This window comes from Amycolatopsis dongchuanensis, from assembly GCF_039542405.1.
Taxonomy (GTDB): domain Bacteria; phylum Actinomycetota; class Actinomycetes; order Mycobacteriales; family Pseudonocardiaceae; genus Amycolatopsis_E; species Amycolatopsis_E sacchari.
On record NZ_BAABIB010000005.1, the window covers coordinates 91,910 to 108,495 of the forward strand.

17 protein-coding genes and 1 riboswitch are annotated in these 16,586 nt (G+C 71.8%); of the genes, 12 read left to right on the plus strand and 5 right to left on the minus strand.

From position 1 onward, the window contains the following. Positions 1-206 precede the first annotated feature (206 nt). The 7 genes from nadD (at position 207) to ABFX51_RS00800 (ending at position 6,750) form a co-directional block, all read left to right on the plus strand. On the plus strand, positions 207-800 hold the full coding sequence (gene nadD / locus ABFX51_RS00770; RefSeq protein WP_346051409.1) for a nicotinate-nucleotide adenylyltransferase: 594 nt from the start codon (positions 207-209) through the stop codon (positions 798-800). 59 nt (positions 801-859) lie between these two features. Beyond that, complete coding sequence (rsfS, locus tag ABFX51_RS00775; protein ID WP_091512591.1) at positions 860-1,240, plus strand: ribosome silencing factor; 381 nt, start codon at positions 860-862, stop codon at positions 1,238-1,240. Continuing rightward, positions 1,237-1,848, plus strand: coding sequence for a histidine phosphatase family protein (locus tag ABFX51_RS00780; RefSeq protein WP_091512593.1), 612 nt, complete (start codon positions 1,237-1,239; stop codon positions 1,846-1,848). The genes rsfS and ABFX51_RS00780 overlap by 4 nt, the downstream gene beginning before the upstream one ends. A 1-nt stretch (position 1,849) precedes the next feature. Then, positions 1,850-2,572 (plus strand): diglucosylglycerate octanoyltransferase, encoded by a 723-nt coding sequence (octT, locus tag ABFX51_RS00785; RefSeq protein ID WP_091512595.1) that lies wholly within the window; start codon positions 1,850-1,852, stop codon positions 2,570-2,572. Positions 2,573-2,581: 9 nt separating this feature from the next. Then, positions 2,582-3,439, plus strand: a complete 858-nt coding sequence (locus ABFX51_RS00790; RefSeq protein ID WP_091512598.1) for a DegV family protein — start codon at positions 2,582-2,584, stop codon at positions 3,437-3,439. 204 nt (positions 3,440-3,643) lie between these two features. Beyond that, positions 3,644-4,384, plus strand: coding sequence for a ComEA family DNA-binding protein (locus tag ABFX51_RS00795; RefSeq protein ID WP_091512600.1), 741 nt, complete (start codon positions 3,644-3,646; stop codon positions 4,382-4,384). Further along, the gene (locus ABFX51_RS00800) at positions 4,384-6,750 is read left to right on the plus strand and encodes a ComEC/Rec2 family competence protein (protein ID WP_346051464.1); all 2,367 of its coding nucleotides are present in this window, start codon (positions 4,384-4,386) and stop codon (positions 6,748-6,750) included. Before ABFX51_RS00795 ends, ABFX51_RS00800 begins: the two co-directional genes overlap by 1 nt. Positions 6,751-6,752: 2 nt before the next feature. Here ABFX51_RS00800 and thrC read toward each other — a convergent pair whose 3' ends face one another. After that, complete coding sequence (gene thrC / locus ABFX51_RS00805; protein ID WP_091512605.1) at positions 6,753-8,018, minus strand: threonine synthase; 1,266 nt, start codon at positions 8,016-8,018, stop codon at positions 6,753-6,755. A gap of 13 nt (positions 8,019-8,031) precedes the next feature. Beyond that, positions 8,032-8,164: riboswitch (SAM riboswitch) on the minus strand. A 113-nt stretch (positions 8,165-8,277) separates the two neighbouring features. Here thrC and holA point away from each other — a divergent pair. Then, a complete protein-coding gene (gene holA, locus ABFX51_RS00810; protein ID WP_091512606.1) occupies positions 8,278-9,258 on the plus strand; it encodes a DNA polymerase III subunit delta in 981 nt (326 codons plus the stop codon). Between the two features lie 453 nt (positions 9,259-9,711). Here holA and rpsT read toward each other — a convergent pair whose 3' ends face one another. Further along, on the minus strand, positions 9,712-9,972 hold the full coding sequence (gene rpsT, locus ABFX51_RS00815) for a 30S ribosomal protein S20 (RefSeq protein WP_091512615.1): 261 nt from the start codon (positions 9,970-9,972) through the stop codon (positions 9,712-9,714). A 226-nt stretch (positions 9,973-10,198) separates the two neighbouring features. On the opposite strand from rpsT, the gene ABFX51_RS00820 reads away from it, so the two are divergent. Together ABFX51_RS00820 and ABFX51_RS00825 are read left to right on the plus strand one after the other, a co-directional pair. Beyond that, complete coding sequence (locus ABFX51_RS00820; RefSeq protein WP_346051413.1) at positions 10,199-11,062, plus strand: EamA family transporter; 864 nt, start codon at positions 10,199-10,201, stop codon at positions 11,060-11,062. Between the two features lie 13 nt (positions 11,063-11,075). Continuing rightward, positions 11,076-11,456 (plus strand): VOC family protein, encoded by a 381-nt coding sequence (locus ABFX51_RS00825; RefSeq protein ID WP_346051414.1) that lies wholly within the window; start codon positions 11,076-11,078, stop codon positions 11,454-11,456. 10 nt (positions 11,457-11,466) lie between these two features. Here the strand turns inward: ABFX51_RS00825 and ABFX51_RS00830 are convergent, their stop codons facing one another. Continuing rightward, positions 11,467-12,066 carry a class I SAM-dependent methyltransferase gene (locus ABFX51_RS00830; RefSeq protein WP_346051416.1) on the minus strand — a complete coding sequence of 200 codons (600 nt, stop codon included), beginning with the start codon at positions 12,064-12,066 and terminating at the stop codon, positions 11,467-11,469. Between the two features lie 51 nt (positions 12,067-12,117). On the opposite strand from ABFX51_RS00830, the gene lepA reads away from it, so the two are divergent. Next, complete coding sequence (lepA, locus tag ABFX51_RS00835; RefSeq protein ID WP_091512624.1) at positions 12,118-14,025, plus strand: translation elongation factor 4; 1,908 nt, start codon at positions 12,118-12,120, stop codon at positions 14,023-14,025. A gap of 6 nt (positions 14,026-14,031) precedes the next feature. On the opposite strand, the gene ABFX51_RS00840 is transcribed toward lepA, so the two are convergent. After that, the gene (locus ABFX51_RS00840; protein ID WP_091512627.1) at positions 14,032-14,475 is read right to left on the minus strand and encodes a pyridoxamine 5'-phosphate oxidase family protein; all 444 of its coding nucleotides are present in this window, start codon (positions 14,473-14,475) and stop codon (positions 14,032-14,034) included. 33 nt (positions 14,476-14,508) lie between these two features. On the opposite strand from ABFX51_RS00840, the gene ABFX51_RS00845 reads away from it, so the two are divergent. After that, positions 14,509-15,555, plus strand: a complete 1,047-nt coding sequence (locus tag ABFX51_RS00845; protein WP_346051418.1) for an NAD(P)H-dependent flavin oxidoreductase — start codon at positions 14,509-14,511, stop codon at positions 15,553-15,555. Positions 15,556-15,559: 4 nt separating this feature from the next. Here ABFX51_RS00845 and ABFX51_RS00850 read toward each other — a convergent pair whose 3' ends face one another. Then, positions 15,560-16,534 carry an alpha/beta fold hydrolase gene (locus ABFX51_RS00850; protein WP_346051420.1) on the minus strand — a complete coding sequence of 325 codons (975 nt, stop codon included), beginning with the start codon at positions 16,532-16,534 and terminating at the stop codon, positions 15,560-15,562. Positions 16,535-16,586: the final 52 nt, after the last annotated feature.

Consider the following 16,586-nt stretch of genomic DNA (forward strand, 5'->3'; position numbering starts at 1 on the left):
GAGTGGACCACTCATGCGTTTGTGAGCAGGAACACCACCCGGAAGGTGTCATGAGCGGGTTCCCCGGCCGTTCCACCGCTGTTCCGGCTCAGGGGAGGGGCCGGGCGCCTCCGGAGGTTCCCCTCGGACCGCCGGCGGCGGCACCGCGCGTGGGCCGCGCTCCGGCTCCGGCCCACGCGCGGACCGAAGATCTATACGCTGCGGTTATGTCAGCACGGCGTCTCGGGGTCATGGGCGGCACCTTCGATCCCATCCACCACGGTCACCTCGTCGCGGCCAGCGAGGTCCAGTCCCGGTTCGATCTCGACGAAGTGATCTTCGTACCGACGGGGCAGCCGTGGCAGAAGACCGGCCGCACCGTCACGAAGGCCGAGGACCGGTACCTGATGACGGTCATCGCCACGGCGTCGAACCCGAAGTTCTCCGTCAGCCGCGTGGACATCGACCGCGGCGGTGAGACCTACACCGTGGACACGCTGCGCGACCTGCACAGCGAGTACCCCGACGACGAGCTGTTCTTCATCACCGGCGCCGACGCCCTCGAACAGATCCTGACCTGGCACAACGCGGACGAGCTGTTCGACTACGCGCACTTCATCGGTGTCACCAGGCCCGGCTACCGGCTCAACGACCACCACCTGCCCAGCGGCAAGGTCACGCTTGTCGAGGTCACCGCGATGGCGATTTCGTCCACGGGGTGCCGGGAACGCGTGGAGCGGGGTGAGCCGATCTGGTACCTCGTGCCGGACGGTGTGGTGCGCTACATCGACAAGAGACGGCTGTACCGCAAGCAGGAGTGAGCCGGGCCTCCCAGGTACCCTCGATGAGCCGACAGATGCCCAGTCAAGAGGGAGCAGGAGTGGCAGCGACGTCCCAAGCACGGGAGATGGCGACCGTGGCCGCGCACGCGGCGGCCGACAAGAAGGCCACCGACGTCGTGGTGCTGGACGTCTCCGACCAGCTCGTGATCACCGACGTGTTCGTGATCGCGTCCGCGCCGAACGAGCGCCAGGTCGGCGCGATCGTCGACAGCGTCGAGGAGAAGCTGCGGCTGGCCGGTCACAAGCCGGTGCGCCGCGAAGGCGCCCGTGAGGGCCGGTGGGTGCTGCTCGACTACGTGGACCTCGTGGTGCACGTCCAGCACGACGAGGAGCGCGCCTTCTACGGCCTGGAACGGCTGTGGAAGGACTGCCCGCGGATCGAGGTCGCCGGGTTGACCGGCGGCGAGGGCGCCGAGTGAGCTTGCGGCGCCTCGTGCTCTGGCGGCACGGGGAGACCGATTACAACGCGGCCGGCCGCATGCAGGGCCACCTCGACTCGGCCCTGACCGAGGTGGGCTGGAACCAGGCGCGGTTCGCCGTGCCGGCGCTGGCCCGCTTCGAACCGGACCTGGTGATCGCCTCCGACCTGCGCCGCGCCACCGACACCGCCACCGTGCTGACGGAGGCGATCGGGGTGCCGCTGCGGATCGACAAGCGGCTGCGGGAGACCCACCTCGGCGAGTGGCAGGGCAGGACCGGGGCCGAGGTCGACGTCGACTACCCGGGTGACCGGGCGCGCTGGCGGGTGGACGCGACCTGGGCGCCTCCGGGTGGCGAGTCGCGTGTCGAGGTGGCGGCCCGCGCTGCGGAGGTCGTGAACGACCTGCTGTCCGGTGACGAACCGCTGGAGACCGTGCTGCTCGCCGCGCACGGCGGCCTCATCACGGCGCTGACCGCCGGGTTGCTGGCGCTGCCCGTGGAGGCGTGGCCGCAGCTCGGGGGCATCCACAACTGCCACTGGGTGGAGCTGAGCCGCCGGGACGGCGTCTGGCGGCTCAACGCCTACAACGCCGGCATGTACGGCTGACGTGCCCCGCCTCCTGGTCTTCGGCGACTCGCTGAGCTTCCACGGCCCCGAAGGGCCCTGCGCCGCGGACGAACCGCGGCTGTGGCCGAACGTGACCGCCGCGGCACTGGGCGGGAGCGCGGACCTGGTGGCCGGCGCCGGCTGGAACGCGCGCGACCTCTGGTGGTCCCTCATCGGCGACCCCCGCGTGTGGGCCGACCTGCACAAGGTCGACGTCGTGGTGCTCGCCGTCGGCAGCATGGACACGCTGCCCTCGCCGTTGCCCACCTACCTGCGCACGGGGCTGCGCTACCTCCGTCCGGACGGGTTGCGCCGCGTCGCCCGTAAGGCCTACCTCGCTGCTCAGCCGCGGCTCGCGGTGGCGCTGCGAGGGCGGCCGACGGTGCTGCCCACGCGGCTCACCATCCACTACCTCGACACGGCCGTCGGAGCCCTGCGCATCCTCCGGCCGACACTGCCCATCGTCGGCGTACTGCCCAGCGTGCACAGGGCGGATTCCTACGGCGGGGTGCACACGGCGCGCGGGCCCGCTGAGGCGGCGATGCGCGAGTGGGGGCAGCGGGTGGGGGTTCCGCTGCTCGACCTGCCCGCCGTGGTCGGTGAGCACGTGCTCAGCGGGCGGGGCAACCCGGACGGCATGCACTGGGGCTGGGAGGGCCACGCCTCGGTCGGCAAGGCCATGGCCGCGCTCATCGGACCGTTGCTGGCCCCGGAAGCCCCGTAGGCTGGCGGCGTGCCGGTCGCCGTCATCACCGACTCCACCGCCCACCTGCCCGAAGGGTTCGCCGAGCGGTTCGCCATCCGGGTGGTGCCGCTGCACGTCCTCGTCGACGGCGAGTCGGCGCTGGACGGCGTCGACGTCGGGCCCGCGGCACTCGCGGAGGCGCTGGGGCAGCGGCGGATCGTGACCACGTCGCGGCCCACCCCGGGGGAGTTCGCGGCGGCGTTCCGCGCGGCGCTGGACGAGGGCGCGGACGCGGTCGTCTCGCTGCACCTGTCGAGCGAGATCTCCGGCACCTGGGAGTCGGCGGTGCTGGCCGCTCAGGAGGTCGGCCCTGACGTGGTGCGGGTGGTCGATTCGCGGGGGACGGCGATGGGGCTGGGGTTCGCCGCTCTGCACGCGGCGCAGGCGGCGGCGAAGGGGGCGTCTCCGGAGGAAGTCGAAAAAGCGGCCGTAGCGGCTGTGCGGGCGTCGAAGACGTTGTTCGCCGTGGAGACCCTGGAGTACCTGCGCCGGGGTGGCCGGATCGGGGCCGCGGCCGCGCTACTGGGGACGGCGCTGGCCGTGAAACCGGTGCTGCACATCGACGACGGGCGCATCAAGCCGCTCGAAAAGGTGCGGACGATGCACCGCGCCGTGGGACGGTTGGTGGATCTGGCGGCCGAGACGGCGGCGGGCGAGCCGGTCGAGGTGGCGGTGCACCACCTCGCGTCGGCGGAACGGGCAGCCGAGCTGGCGAACCTCCTGGAGGAGCGGCTGACGGTGCCGGAGGGCTGTCTGGTGTCCGAACTGGGCGCGGTGATCGGTGCCCACACCGGGCCCGGCGTGATCGGCGTCGTGGTGCAGCGGAATCCGATCGGGTACCGCTGACCTTCCCGCTTTCACTCCACGGGCGGATCCGAGGCTGTTTCCGCGCCACAATCCGGTCCTTTTCCTGCCCGGTTTCCCCTCATCGGGGGTTCGGCGCAATTCCCCTGCGTCCATGATCGGCAGTTGTCCACATACCCCCACTTGTCCACAGCCACCTCATTTCCCACTTTCCCACCCCGCACCATTCCTCCTAGCGTCGAAAGCGTGTTCGAACAACCTCTACCCCGGCAACCGGCCTCCGCCGCCCGCAACCGGCTCCGCCAGCTCGCCGACCAGGCGCTGAGAGCGGAGCGTGAACCGCCCCTGGTGGGCAGGCTCGTCGAACGGTGGGTGCCTCCCGGGCTCACGCGAAGTCCGGCTCGCCGCCGACTCACCGCGATCCTCGCCGTGCTCACCGGAGTGCTGCTCCTCGTGGGCGGATCCATCATGGTGCTCGGAGGCGGTCCGTCGCCGGAACGGCCACCGCTGCTGCCGGCCGCGCACGACAGCCCGCCCGTGCCCGCTGGGTCGCCGTCGAAGGCCGCGGACGCCGCGCTCGTGATCAGCGTGGTCGGCAAGGTGCGCTCGCCCGGGCTCGTGACCGTGCCGAGCGGTGCCAGGGTCGCCGACGCGCTGAGCGCTGCGGGTGGTGCTCTCGACGGCACGGACATCACGGCGCTGAACCTCGCCCGCAAGCTCGCCGACGGCGAGCAGCTGTACGTGGGCATCGCCGCGCCGCCCGCGGCCGTGCCGGCCGATCCCGCGTCCGCGCCAGCCAAGATCAACCTGAATACGGCGTCGGCGGAGCAGCTCGACTCCCTGCCGGGAGTCGGTGCGGTGACCGCCAAACGGATCATCGAGTGGCGGACCCAGCACGGCGCCTTCGGGTCCATCAACCAGCTGCAGGAAGTCGACGGGATCGGCACGGCGAAGTTCGCCAAGCTCCGGGACCAGGTGACGGTGTGATGCTCACCGAGGTCACCACGTCCGAAAGGCATGACTACCGCCTCGTGCCTCCCGCGGTGGTCCTCTGGCTCGGTGTGCTTGCCGGGCTGCTCTGGACCTGGTGGGCCGCGCTGGTCGGAGGTCTGGCGGCCGCTGGAGTCGCCGGCGCTCTGCTGTGGCGTTGGCGGCGCAGCCGGCCACGGTGGTTCTCCGGCATCGCCGCACTGCTGTTGGCAGCGGTCCTCCTGGCCGGTCCGCTGGCCGTGCGGCTGCACGACGCCCAGCACGACCCGCTGCGTGCTCTGGCCGACCGGGCGGCGCCGGCAGTGCTGCACGTGGTCGCTGAGGAGCGGCCGAAGCCCGTTCAGTCGGCGGGCTACGCGGGGCAGCAGGCAGGGGCCCGGCTCGTCGTCATCCCGGCCACCGTTCGTTGGGCGAAAGTGTCCGGTGCTGCCGTCGAGACGACCGCGCGGGTGGTGCTGCTGGCGCCCGTCCAGGGCTGGGCCGCGCTGTTGCCGGGCCAGGAAGTCACGGCGGGTGGCAGGCTCGCACCGCCCCGGGACGCCGATCTCACGGTTGCCGCCGTCTACGTTCGCGGTCCGCCGACCGATCTGGGGCCGGTTTCGTGGTGGCAGCGGGCCGCCGAAGCCACGCGGGCAGCCCTGCGGGGAGCCTGCTCGGTCCTCTCCGAGGACGCCGCGGGTCTTCTGCCGGGCCTCGTGGTCGGAGACACCAGCGGGATCTCACCCCAGGTGCAGCGGGAGTTCACCGACGCCGGGCTGTCCCACTTGACGGCGGTCAGCGGGAGCAACCTGGCGGTGGTGGCCGGGGCCGTGTTGCTGCTCCTGCGAGCACTGCGGGTCGGTCCACGGCTGTCGGCGGTGGTGGCGGGTTCCGCGCTCGTCGGTTTCGTGGTCCTCACCGGCGGCGAGCCGAGCGTTCTGCGGGCCGGTGTCATGGGCGCGGTCGCGCTGCTCGCGCTGGCACTGGGGCGGCGTAGGTCGGTGCTGCCCGCGTTGGCCATCGCGGTGTGCGTCCTGGTGGTCTACGACCCAGCGATGGCCGTGAACTTCGGTTTCGCGCTGTCGGTGCTCGCCACGGCTGGGCTGGTGCTGCTTGCCCCGCGCTGGGTCGAGGCCATGAGCACGCGCGGGGTGCCGCCGGGCATCGCGGAGGGCCTGGCCGTTCCGCTCGCCGCGTTCCTGGTCACCGCGCCTGTGCTCGCGGGCATGGCGGGGCAGGTGAGCGTCGTCTCGATCGCCGCGAACGTGCTCGCCGCACCGGTGGTCGCTCCGGCGACGGTGCTGGGGGTGGTGACGGCGGTGCTGGCGACGTTCTGGCCGGCGGCGGCGCGGCTACCGGCGCTCGCGGCGGGGCCGGAGGCCCACTGGCTCCTGGCGGTCGCACGGCACGCCTCGCGGGTACCGGGAGCGGTGCTGCCGTGGCCCGGCGGCTGGTGGGGTGGCGTGCTCGCGCTGCTCGCCGTGGGTGTGCTGGTGGTGCTGCTGCGCCGGCCGCGGCTGCGAGTGGGGCTCGCGCTCGTCCTGGTGTGCGTGCTGCTGGTGGTCGTGCCGGTCCGCGTGATCGCGCCGGGGTGGCCGCCACGGAACTGGTCGATGGTGGCCTGCGATGTGGGGCAGGGGGACGCCGAGGTGCTGTCGACGGCCGAACCCGGGCGTGCCGTGGTCGTGGACACCGGGCCCGAACCGGGGCCGGTGGACGAATGCCTGGCGAGGCTCGGTGTCGACAGGGTTCCGCTGGTCGTGCTCAGCCACCTGCACGCCGACCACATCAGCGGCCTGGAGTCCGTCTTCGACGGCAGGTCCGTCGGGGCGGTCGCGGTGGGGCCGGGCCGGATGCCGGCGTGGGCGTGGCGCCAGGTGGCGCAGATCGCCGGGCGCCACGGGGTGCCCCTGCTCGAACTGGAACTCGGCCGGCGGCTCGACTGGCCCGGGCTGTCCTTGGAGGTGATCGGACCGCGTTACCCCGGTCCGCAACAGGAACGAGATGACGCGGACGGCACGAACATCAACAACGCCTCGGTCGTGCTGCGGGCTGTCACGCCCGCCGGGCGCGTCCTGCTGACCGGTGACGTGGAGCTGCTGGCTCAGGGGGATCTGCTCGCCGCGGGCACCGACCTGCACGCGGAAGTGCTCAAGGTGCCCCACCACGGCAGCAGGTTCTCGTTGCCGGCATTCCTCTCGGCCGTCTCGCCGCGGCTTGCGCTCATCAGTGTCGGCGCGGGGAACAGCTATGGCCACCCGAGCAGGTCCACAGTGGACTCACTCGTCGCGGGTGGTGCGCTGGTCGCCCGCACCGACACCGACGGCGACGCTGCCGTGGTGACGGACAACGGAGGATTGGCGGTGGTGCGCAGGGGAAAGTGAACTCAGCTCTGCAGAGCGGCGCGGACCGCGTCGGCCGACGGCGGGACCGTCGCCTTAGGACCGATCCGGCCTTCGACGGCGTCGAGCGTCTTCAGGCCGTCACCGGTGATGAGCAGGACGGTTTCCGCCTCGGGGTCGAGCTTGCCGGTCTCGATGAGCTTCTTCGTCGTCGCGACGGTGACCCCGCCCGCGGTCTCGGTGAAGATGCCTTCGGTACGGGCCAGCAGCCGGATGCCCTCGACGACCTCCTCGTCCGAGACGTCCTCGATCGCGCCGCCGGTGCGGTTGACGGTGTCGAGCACGTAGGGGCCGTCGGCCGGGTTGCCGATCGCGAGGGAGCGGGCGATGGTGTTCGGCTTCACCGGCTGGACCACGTCGTGGCCGTTGCGGAACGCCGTCGAAACGGGGGAGCAGCCGGTGGCCTGGGCGCCGAAGACCTTGTACGGGGTCTCCTCGACCAGGCCGAGCGACCCCAGCTCGCGGAAGCCCTTGTCCACCTTGGTGAGCTGGGAACCCGAGGCGATCGGCACGACGATCTGCTCCGGCAGCCGCCAGCCCAGCTGCTCGGCGACCTCGAAGGCCAGCGTCTTCGAACCCTCCGAGTAGTACGGCCGGACGTTGACGTTGACGAACGCCCACGTCTCGTTTTCGGCTGCGAGCTGCGTCGCGAGCCGGTTGACGTCGTCGTAGTTGCCGTCGACCGCGATGAGGTTGCCGTCGTAGACGGCGGTGGTGAGGATCTTGGCGCGTTCGAGGGAGGAGGGGATCAGCACGACGGACTGCCAGCCCGCGCGGGCTGCGGCCGCAGCGACGGCGTTGGCCAGGTTGCCGGTCGACGGGCAGGCGAGGGTGTCGAACCCGAACTCGCGGGCCGCGGCCAGCGCGACGGCGACGACGCGGTCCTTGAACGAGTGGGTGGGGTTGCCGGTGTCGTCCTTGACCCAGACTCGCTTGAGGCCCAAGGCCTTCGCGAGCCGGTCGGCGCGCACCAGCCGCGTACAGCCCGGCTCGGTGTTGGGGATCTCCTCGACGTTCGAGGGCACCGGCAGCAGCTTCTTGTAGCGCCAGATGTTGCGGGGGCCGGACTCGATGTCCTCGCGGCGGACCCGGCCGAAGTCGTAGGCGACCTCGAGGGGCGAGAAGTCCTCCGCGGAGACGAACTCGGGCGCGAGCGGCTGGCGGTGGCCCTCCTCCTTCGACACCAGCTCCACGGCGGGGCCGAGGTCGACGGTGCGCTGGGTGGAGGTCGAGCTGAGGGCTGCGGTCATCGCGAGGTTCCTTTCCTCATCTGTCCCGCTGACGCGGGCCGGAATTGGCACCGTGGTCGTCAGCTACCTCGCGGAATCGAGATGACAGGCTGACGCCGGTTGCCGGGGCTTCATCGGGCCGTTCCCTCTGCCCCTCTGGATGAGCGGTATTCGGTTGTCAGGGCCGCGGCGCGTGCAACGCGGCCGTTACAAACATACGACACCGTCGGCTGCCGACGCCATGCCCCTGCGGGCTTCGTCACCGTGGCAGGATCGTGAGGTGACCTCGCCAGCCACCACCACGTCGCCGCTGCACCTCGTCCTCGGCGAAGAGGAACTGCTCGTCGAGCGCGCGATCAGGGCCGCGCTCGACTCGGCCCGCCTGGTCGACCCGACCACCGACATGACGCGGACCAAGGTGTCGGACCTCACCGCGCCCGCGCTGGCCGAGCTGGTCAGCCCCTCGCTGTTCAGCGAGGGCAGGGTGATCGTGCTCGACGCCGCGCAGGACATCTCGCAGGAGCTGGCGGACGCGGTGCTGTCGTACGTGAAATCCCCTGCCGACGGGGTGGTCCTCGTCGTCGTGCACACCGGTGGCGGCCGCAGCAAGGCCGCCAAGGCGCTGCCCGCGGCGCTCCGGAAGGCGGGGGCGCAGGTCACGGAGTGCCCCAAGATCACCAAGCCCGCCGAGCGGGAGGCGTTCGTCCGCAACGAGATCCGGCAGGCGGGCGGCCGGATCGACGCGACCGCCGTCGCGGCGCTGATCGACGCGGTGGGTTCGGACCTGCGGGAGCTCGCCTCCGCGGCGGCCCAGCTGGTCGCGGACTCGGGCGGCAAGGTCGACGAGGACGCGGTGCGCCGCTACCACCGGGGCCGCGCCGACGTCACGGGCTTCGCGGTCGCGGAGAAGGCCGTTGCGGGGGATCGGGCGGCGGCGCTGGAGTCCATGCGCTGGGCGATGCAGATCGGTGTCCCGCACGTGCTGGTGGCCGACGCTCTCGCCGACGCCGTGCGCACGATCGCGCGCGTGTCGGCTGCCGGTCGCGGCAACCCGAACCAGATGGCCGGTGCGCTGGGCATGCCGCCGTGGAAGATCCGCAAAGCCCAAGGTCAGGCGCGCGGCTGGGGCGCGGAGGGCCTGAACAAGGCGATGGCGATCGTCGCGCGCGTCAACGCCGAGGTGAAGGGCGCCGCCGCCGACCCGTCCTACGCGCTCGAACGAGCGGTCCTGGACCTCGTCGAGGCCCGCGACCTGCGCTGACGCGGCATGGAGACGGGGCGACCCGCAAGACGGAGATGGTTGCGAGACCCCGCGGGGGCGTGAGCTGAGGCCGTGGGCCGTGGGAACGGTGGGCACCTTGCGGAGATGACGGTGGCTGGCGGGCCTGGAGCGGCGGCTTACGCGAGTGGGGCCTGTGGGGACGGCCGCGGTCTGCCGGAGCGACGGTGGCTTGGCCCGGACGGCGGTGGCCCTGCGGGAGCGACGGCGCCCGAGCGGGGAAGGCTGCGGTCGGTGGGGACGGCGGCATGCGGCGACGCCATGACCTGGCTGATGCTCCCCAAGCGCGCTGAGCCGGGACGCCGCTGCGAACGGCCGCGACCCGCGCGAAACGGCAGCCCCTGTTCACGCTCCCGGTCGCCACTGCACCGAAAACGCGGAAGCCCGCCACGCATGACGCATGGCGGGCTTCCGGGAAAGAAAGCGGCAGGCAGCTCAGAGCTGGTTGGCGCGCTTCGCGATCGCGGACTTCTTGTTCGCGGCCTGGTTCGGGTGGATGACACCCTTGCTGGCAGCCTTGTCCAGCTTCTTCGCGGCGGCCTTCTGCAGCTCGATCGCCTTTTCCTTGTCGCCGGCCTCGGCGGCCTCGCGGAACTTGCGGATCGCGGTCTTCACCGAGGACTTGATCGACTGGTTGCGCTGGCGCGCCTTCTCGTTGGTCTGGATACGCTTGATCTGGGACTTGATGTTGGCCACGCTGGCGCTCCTTGATCTTTTCGGCGGATCTCGTTGCCGCGTCTCAGTGGCCCCGGCGGACCGGGTTTCCTCCCTGGCGGAATGCCACACGGCAACGGTCGTCAAGGTTACCAGCCGACCTGCGAACACCCACGTGGTGCCCCGGGCCACTCAGCGCCCGATCCCGCACCGCGGTCGGCCCGGCCGCCTGATCTACTCGGGAGGCCTGTGAAAGGGGGAAGGCTCGGTGAACGGTACTGCCCTCGCGCTCGTCCTGGTCGCCGCCGTGGTGCACGCCGGGTGGAACCTCGCGGCCAAGCGCGTCGCGGGCGGGGGTGCCGCCTTCGTCTTCCTCTACTACACCGTGAGCGCTGTCGTGTGCGTGCCGGTCGCCGTCGTCGCGCTCGTCGTCGAGGCCGGGCGGCCCCAGTGGACCTGGCTGCTCGCCGCCGTGCTCACCGCGGTCTTCCACGTCGCCTACGGCACCGTCCTGCAACGCGGCTACGCCGTCGGCGACCTGTCCGTCGTCTACCCCCTCGCCCGCGGCAGCGGCCCGCTGCTGTCCGTGTTCGCGGCCGTCGTCCTGCTCGGCGAACGGCCCGGCGTGCTGGGCCTGATCGGCGCACTGCTCGTCGTCGCCGGGGTGCTGCTCATCGGCAGCGGACGAGGGGAGACCCATCTCGACCCACGGGCTCGGCGTGCCGGGATCTTCTACGGCCTGCTCACCGGCGCCACGATCGCCGCGTACACGCTCTGGGACGACCACTCCGTCAACGCGCTCGGCGTCCCGCCACTGGTCTACTTCAGCACCGGCGCCCTCCTCCAGAGCGCACTGCTCGCCCCGCTCGCCGCCCGCGGGGACGTGCGTGGGCTGTGGCGCGCACACCGCCGGGAAGTCCTGCTCGTCGGCGTGCTGTCACCCGTCGCGTACCTGCTCGTCCTCTACGCGATGCGGCTCGCGCCGGTCAGCCTCGTCGCGCCCGCCCGGGAGGTCAGCATCGTGCTGGGCGGGCTCGCCGGGTGGCTCGTGCTGGGCGAGGCCAACCCCGGGCGCCGCCTCGTGGGCTCGGTCGTCGTACTGGCCGGGATTGCGGCGATTGCCGCTTCCTGATGGAGTGCTACGCATGGAGGTGCTGAGCAGCCGCGTCCTGCTGCGGCCCGCGGACCCGGAGAAGTCCACCGCGTTCTACCGCGACGCACTGGGCTTGGCGATCTACCGGACCTTCCCCGGCGGCACGGTGTTCTTCCTCGGCCAGGGGCTGCTCGAAGTGTCCGGGCACGGCGACGGTGGCCCCGCCGGGCCGGCCGGGCTGTGGCTGCAGGTCCGCGACCTCGACGCCACCCTCGCGGAACTCGCCGCGCGTGGCGTGACCCCTGACCGGGAGCCCCGGCTGGAGCCGTGGGGCCTGCGCGAGGCGTGGCTCTCCGACCCGGACGGCATCCGCATCGTGCTCGTCGAGGTCCCCGCCGACCACCCCATCCGGACCGACGTGCGGGCGCAGTGAGCTTCCTGCGCTAAGAAGCAGCCGCGGCACGCAGTTCCGCCGCGGGGCCACCGAAACCGGGCGCGTCCCACGTCCAGGTCTGCAGGTCCGTGAACCCGGCGGCGGCGACCTCCGCGGCCAGCTGGTGCCGCGGCACGGGCAGGACCTGCTCGTGCACGGACAGCACGAGGCGGCCGCCGGGGCGCAGGACGCGGTGCAGCTCCGCGAGCGCGGTGGCGCGGTTTTCCCACAGCTGCACGTTGTTGACGCTCACGACGACGTCCACCGACGCGTCCGGCTGACCCGTGCCCGCCGCGGTCCCGTTCCGGAGCTCCGCGTCGGGACACCGGGCGCGGCACGACGCGAGCATCTCCTCCGACGGGTCCACGCCGATCACCTTCGCGGCCCGCTCGGCGGCCGCGGCCAGGCCCACGCCGGGACCGGGCCCGACGACGAGGACGGTTTCGGACTTCGTGACGCCCGCCACTTCGACGACGTGGCGTTCCGTCGCCGCGTTGCCCCAGGCCATCACGGCGCCACCCACTCTGCCCAGCGCGCCACGGGGGTGGCCGAAGGCCCTGTCCAGCAGTTTGCCGAGGAAACCGGTGCGGGGAGCGATCGCAGTACTCATACCTCCAGGTCAGCACGCGCGGCGCCGGGTGGCATCGGGGATGACCCGGAAATGCCCCCGCACCGGGCATGGGAGACTGGAGGAGCACCCACGACCGAGCCGAGGATTTCAGTGACCTTCGCCGACACCACGTTCACGCCACCGGAGCTGATCCGGAACTTCTGCATCATCGCGCACATCGACCACGGGAAGTCGACCCTGGCCGACCGCATGCTGCAGCTCACGGGCGTCGTCGAGGAACGGGCCATGCGGGCCCAGTACCTCGACCGGATGGACATCGAGCGCGAGCGCGGCATCACGATCAAGGCCCAGAACGTCCGCCTGCCGTGGCAGGTGGCGGGGCAGGACCACGTCCTGCACCTGATCGACACGCCCGGGCACGTCGACTTCACCTACGAGGTCTCCCGCGCGCTGGAGGCCTGCGAGGGCGCGATCCTGCTGGTCGACGCCGCGCAGGGGATCGAGGCGCAGACGCTGGCGAACCTCTACCTCGCGCTGGACAAGGACCTGCACATCATCCCGGTCCTCAACAAGATCGACCTGCCCGCGGCCGACCCGGACAAGTACGCCGCCGAGCTCGCGCACATCATCGGCTGCGACCCTGGCGACGTGCTGCGCGTGTCCGCCAAGACCGGGCAGGGCGTGCGGGAACTGCTCGACGAGGTGGTGCGCCAGGTGCCGCCGCCGCAGGGCGACGCCGACGCGCCGGCCCGTGCGATGATCTTCGACTCGGTGTACGACACCTACCGCGGCGTCGTCACCTACATCCGCGTCGTGGACGGCAAGATCACGCCGCGCGAGCGGATCCGGATGATGTCCACCGGCGCCACGCACGAGCTGCTGGAGGTCGGGATCATCTCGCCGGAGCCGAAGCCCAGCGCGGGTCTCGGGGTCGGCGAGGTGGGCTACTTGATCACCGGTGTGAAGGACGTGCGCCAGTCGCGGGTCGGTGACACCGTGACCAGCGAGCGCAAGGGCGCGACGCAGCCGCTGACGGGGTACCGCGAGCCGAAGCCGATGGTGTACTCCGGGCTGTACCCGGTGGACGGTTCGGACTACCCGGAGCTGCGTGAGGCGCTGGAGAAGCTGCAGCTCAACGACGCCGCGCTGACGTTCGAGCCGGAGACGTCCGTGGCGCTGGGCTTCGGGTTCCGCTGCGGCTTCCTCGGCCTGCTGCACCTGGAGATCACGCGGGACCGGCTGGAGCGCGAGTTCGGCCTCGACCTGATCTCCACCGCACCGAACGTGGTGTACCGCGTCGTGCTGGAGGACGGCAGCGAGCACACGGTCACGAACCCGTCGGACTGGCCGACCGGGTACAAGATCGCCGAGGTGCACGAGCCGCTGTCGAAGGTCACGGTCATCGCGCCCGCCGAGTTCATCGGCGCGATCATGGAGCTGTGCCAGAGCAAGCGCGGTCAGCTGCTGGGCATGGACTACCTGTCCGAGGACCGCGTAGAGCTGCGGTACAACCTGCCGCTCGCGGAGATCATCTTCGACTTCTTCGACTCGCTGAAGTCCCGCACCCGCGGGTACGCCTCGCTGGACTACGAGGAGGCGGGCGAGCAGGCCGCCGACCTGGTCAAGGTGGACATCCTGCTGCAGGGCGAGCCGGTGGACGCGTTCTCCGCGATCGTCCACAAGGACGCGGCGTTCAGCTACGGCAACCGGATGGCGACGCGGCTGCGTGAGCTGATCCCGCGGCAGCAGTTCGAGGTGCCGATCCAGGCGGCGGTCGGCTCGCGGATCATCGCGCGCGAAACGATCAGGGCGATCCGCAAGGACGTGCTGGCGAAGTGCTACGGCGGTGACATCTCGCGGAAGCGGAAGCTGCTGGAGAAGCAGAAGGAAGGCAAGAAGCGGATGAAGAGCATCGGGCGGGTCGAGGTCCCGCAGGAGGCCTTCGTCGCGGCGTTGTCGACCACCGAGCCCGCCGAGAAGGGCAAGGGCAAGAAGTAGCGGGGTTCACGAGTTGCCGTAGAGGCGCTCGGCCTCGATGAACACCGCGCAGCGGCGTTCGGCGGCCATGACCCGGTCGTACTCCTCCCAGTCGTCGTGGGTGCCGGTCGCCGCGAGGAACACGTCACGGAGCAGGCGCGGCAGGCCGGCGAGGTCGAAGCCGGGGTCGGGGTCGTCGGGGCCGATCAGGCGGGCCGGGCCCTGCACGGACGCCCACTCCCAGCCGCGGCGGAACACCACCGTGCCCTGGCCCCGCTCCCGCAGCAGGGTGAGCTTGCGGGTGCCGCCGCGGGCCACGAACCCGGCGCTGATCCGGCCCGTCACCGGATCGGGGAGGATGCCGGCGTTGACCACGGAGGCGTGCACGCTGCCGTCGGCCCGCGCGACCGCGATGGTGGCGAGGCCGTGCTCGGCGAACGCGAGTTTGCGCACACGATCCAAGTCGATCATGACGGCACGGTATCCCGATTCTAGGCTGAGTACATGTTCGAAGACTTGCGCTTTCCGGTGATCGTCGCGCCGATGGCGGGCGGGCCCACCACTCCGGAACTGGTGGCGGCGGTGGTCGAGGCGGGCGGCTCCGGCTTCCTCGCCGCGGGGTACCTCAAGGCGGACGCGCTGGCGGAGCGCATCGCGAAGACCCGGGAGCTGACGCGGGGCACCTTCGGCGTGAACCTGTTCGTGCCCGGCGCGCCGTCCACTGTGGAGCTGGACGGCTACGCGCGGCGGATGGAAGCCGAGGCGCGGCGGTACGGCACCGAGCCCGGCGAGCCGCGCTGGGATGACGACGACTACCCGGCGAAGCTGGATCTCGTGGTGCGCGAACGGATCCCGTTCGTTTCGTTCACCTTCGGGCTGCCGTCGCGGGAGGCGGTGGACCGGCTGCACGACGTCGGCAGCCGCGTGATCGCCACCGTCACGAACCCGGACGAGGCGGCGCGGGCAGCCGAGGTGGGTGCCGATGCCTTGTGCGTCCAGGGTTTCGAGGCCGGCGCGCACCGGGGCCTGCTCACCGACGACCCGGCGCGCCCGGACGGCGGCCCCGCGTACGGCCTCCTCGCGTTGCTGCGCCTGGCGTCCGCCCGCACCGGGCTGCCGCTGGTCGCGGCGGGTGGCCTGGTCCACGGCGCGGACGTCGCCGCGGTGCTGACCGCCGGTGCCGTCGCCGCGCAGCTGGGCACCGCGTTCCTGCGGGCCGACGAGGCGGGCACACAGCCGACCCACCGGCGTGCGCTGGCCGAGGACGACCGCGAGACAGGGTTCACGCGAGCGTTCAGCGGACGGACCGCGCGCGGCATCGTCAACCGCTTCTTCGCCGAGCACTCGGCGGACGCGCCCGCGGCGTACCCCGAGGTGCACCACCTGACCCGGCCGGTCCGGGCCGCCGCGGGCAAGTCGGGGGACGCGGAGGGGCTGCACCTGTGGGCAGGGCAGACATACCCCGTCGCGTCCGAGGGCCCGGCGGCGGCGATCTTCGCGCGCATCGAGGACGAGGCACGGGCCGCGGTGCGGCGGGTGTGGCTGGACTGACGCCTCAGCCCGCCGCGGCGACCTCCGTGGTCTGGACGACCTTCTGCCTGCGGCCCTTGCGCTTGCGGGTGGCGCCCGCGGTGAAGTAGCTCATCAGCTCCGCGACGGCCGACGGGTCGTCGAGCTGCGGGCAGTGCCCCCAGTCCTCGCGGATGAGCAGGCGGCTGTGCGGTACGAGCGAGTGCAGCCGCCTGCCCGACGCCGCGTCCACCAGCCTGTCCTTGCCGCACGCGACGACGAGCAGCGGCACCCCGATGGCGTCGAGCCCCTCGTACGCCTCCGCGAGTTCCTCCACCAGCTGACGGGCCTGCTCCAGGCGTGTCTTCGTGGAGCGGTAGTCCGGGAACAGGTCGGTGAAGCGCCGCACGTGCTCCTTCGCCGCTACGCCGTGGTCGGCGTAGAGCAGGCGCGGCACGACGTACTCGGCGATGGTCCGGACCAGGAAACCGGGCACCGGCAACGGCAGCGCCGCCCACAGCCGCAGCGGGGTGGTGCCGATCGCGCGCACCAGCCACGAGTCCACGAAACCCGGTGCGGCGATGGAGATCACGCCCGCGATGGGGTGCCTTCCGGTGGCGGCGGCCCGCAGGCTCATCGTGCCGCCCAGCGAGTTCCCGGCGAGCACGACCCTGCCGTGCCTGGTCTGTTCCTTGAGCACGGCGTCGACGAACCGGTCGAGCTGCGGCAGCATCGCGCCGGAGCGCAGCGCCTCGGCGCTGCCGAACCCGGGCAGATCGACCGCGACGGCGCAGATGCCCGCGTTGGCCAGCTGTTCGAGCACCGGGCGCCAGGTGTCGGCGCTGTCGCAGTACCCGTGCAACAGGACGAGCCGGGGCGCACCCCGGAGCAACCGCTTGGGACCGACTTCGAGCACGCGCGTACGGACGCCGGCGTAGGTGCGTTCCCCGACCCGGATCGGCTCCGGGCCGGTGCGTAGTGACGGCGGCGTCTCCCGCTTTCCCCGCTCCATTGCGGTCATATACCCAGATTAGCGAGAAAGACTCGCTTTCTCCGGGTCAGTGATCGGTCAC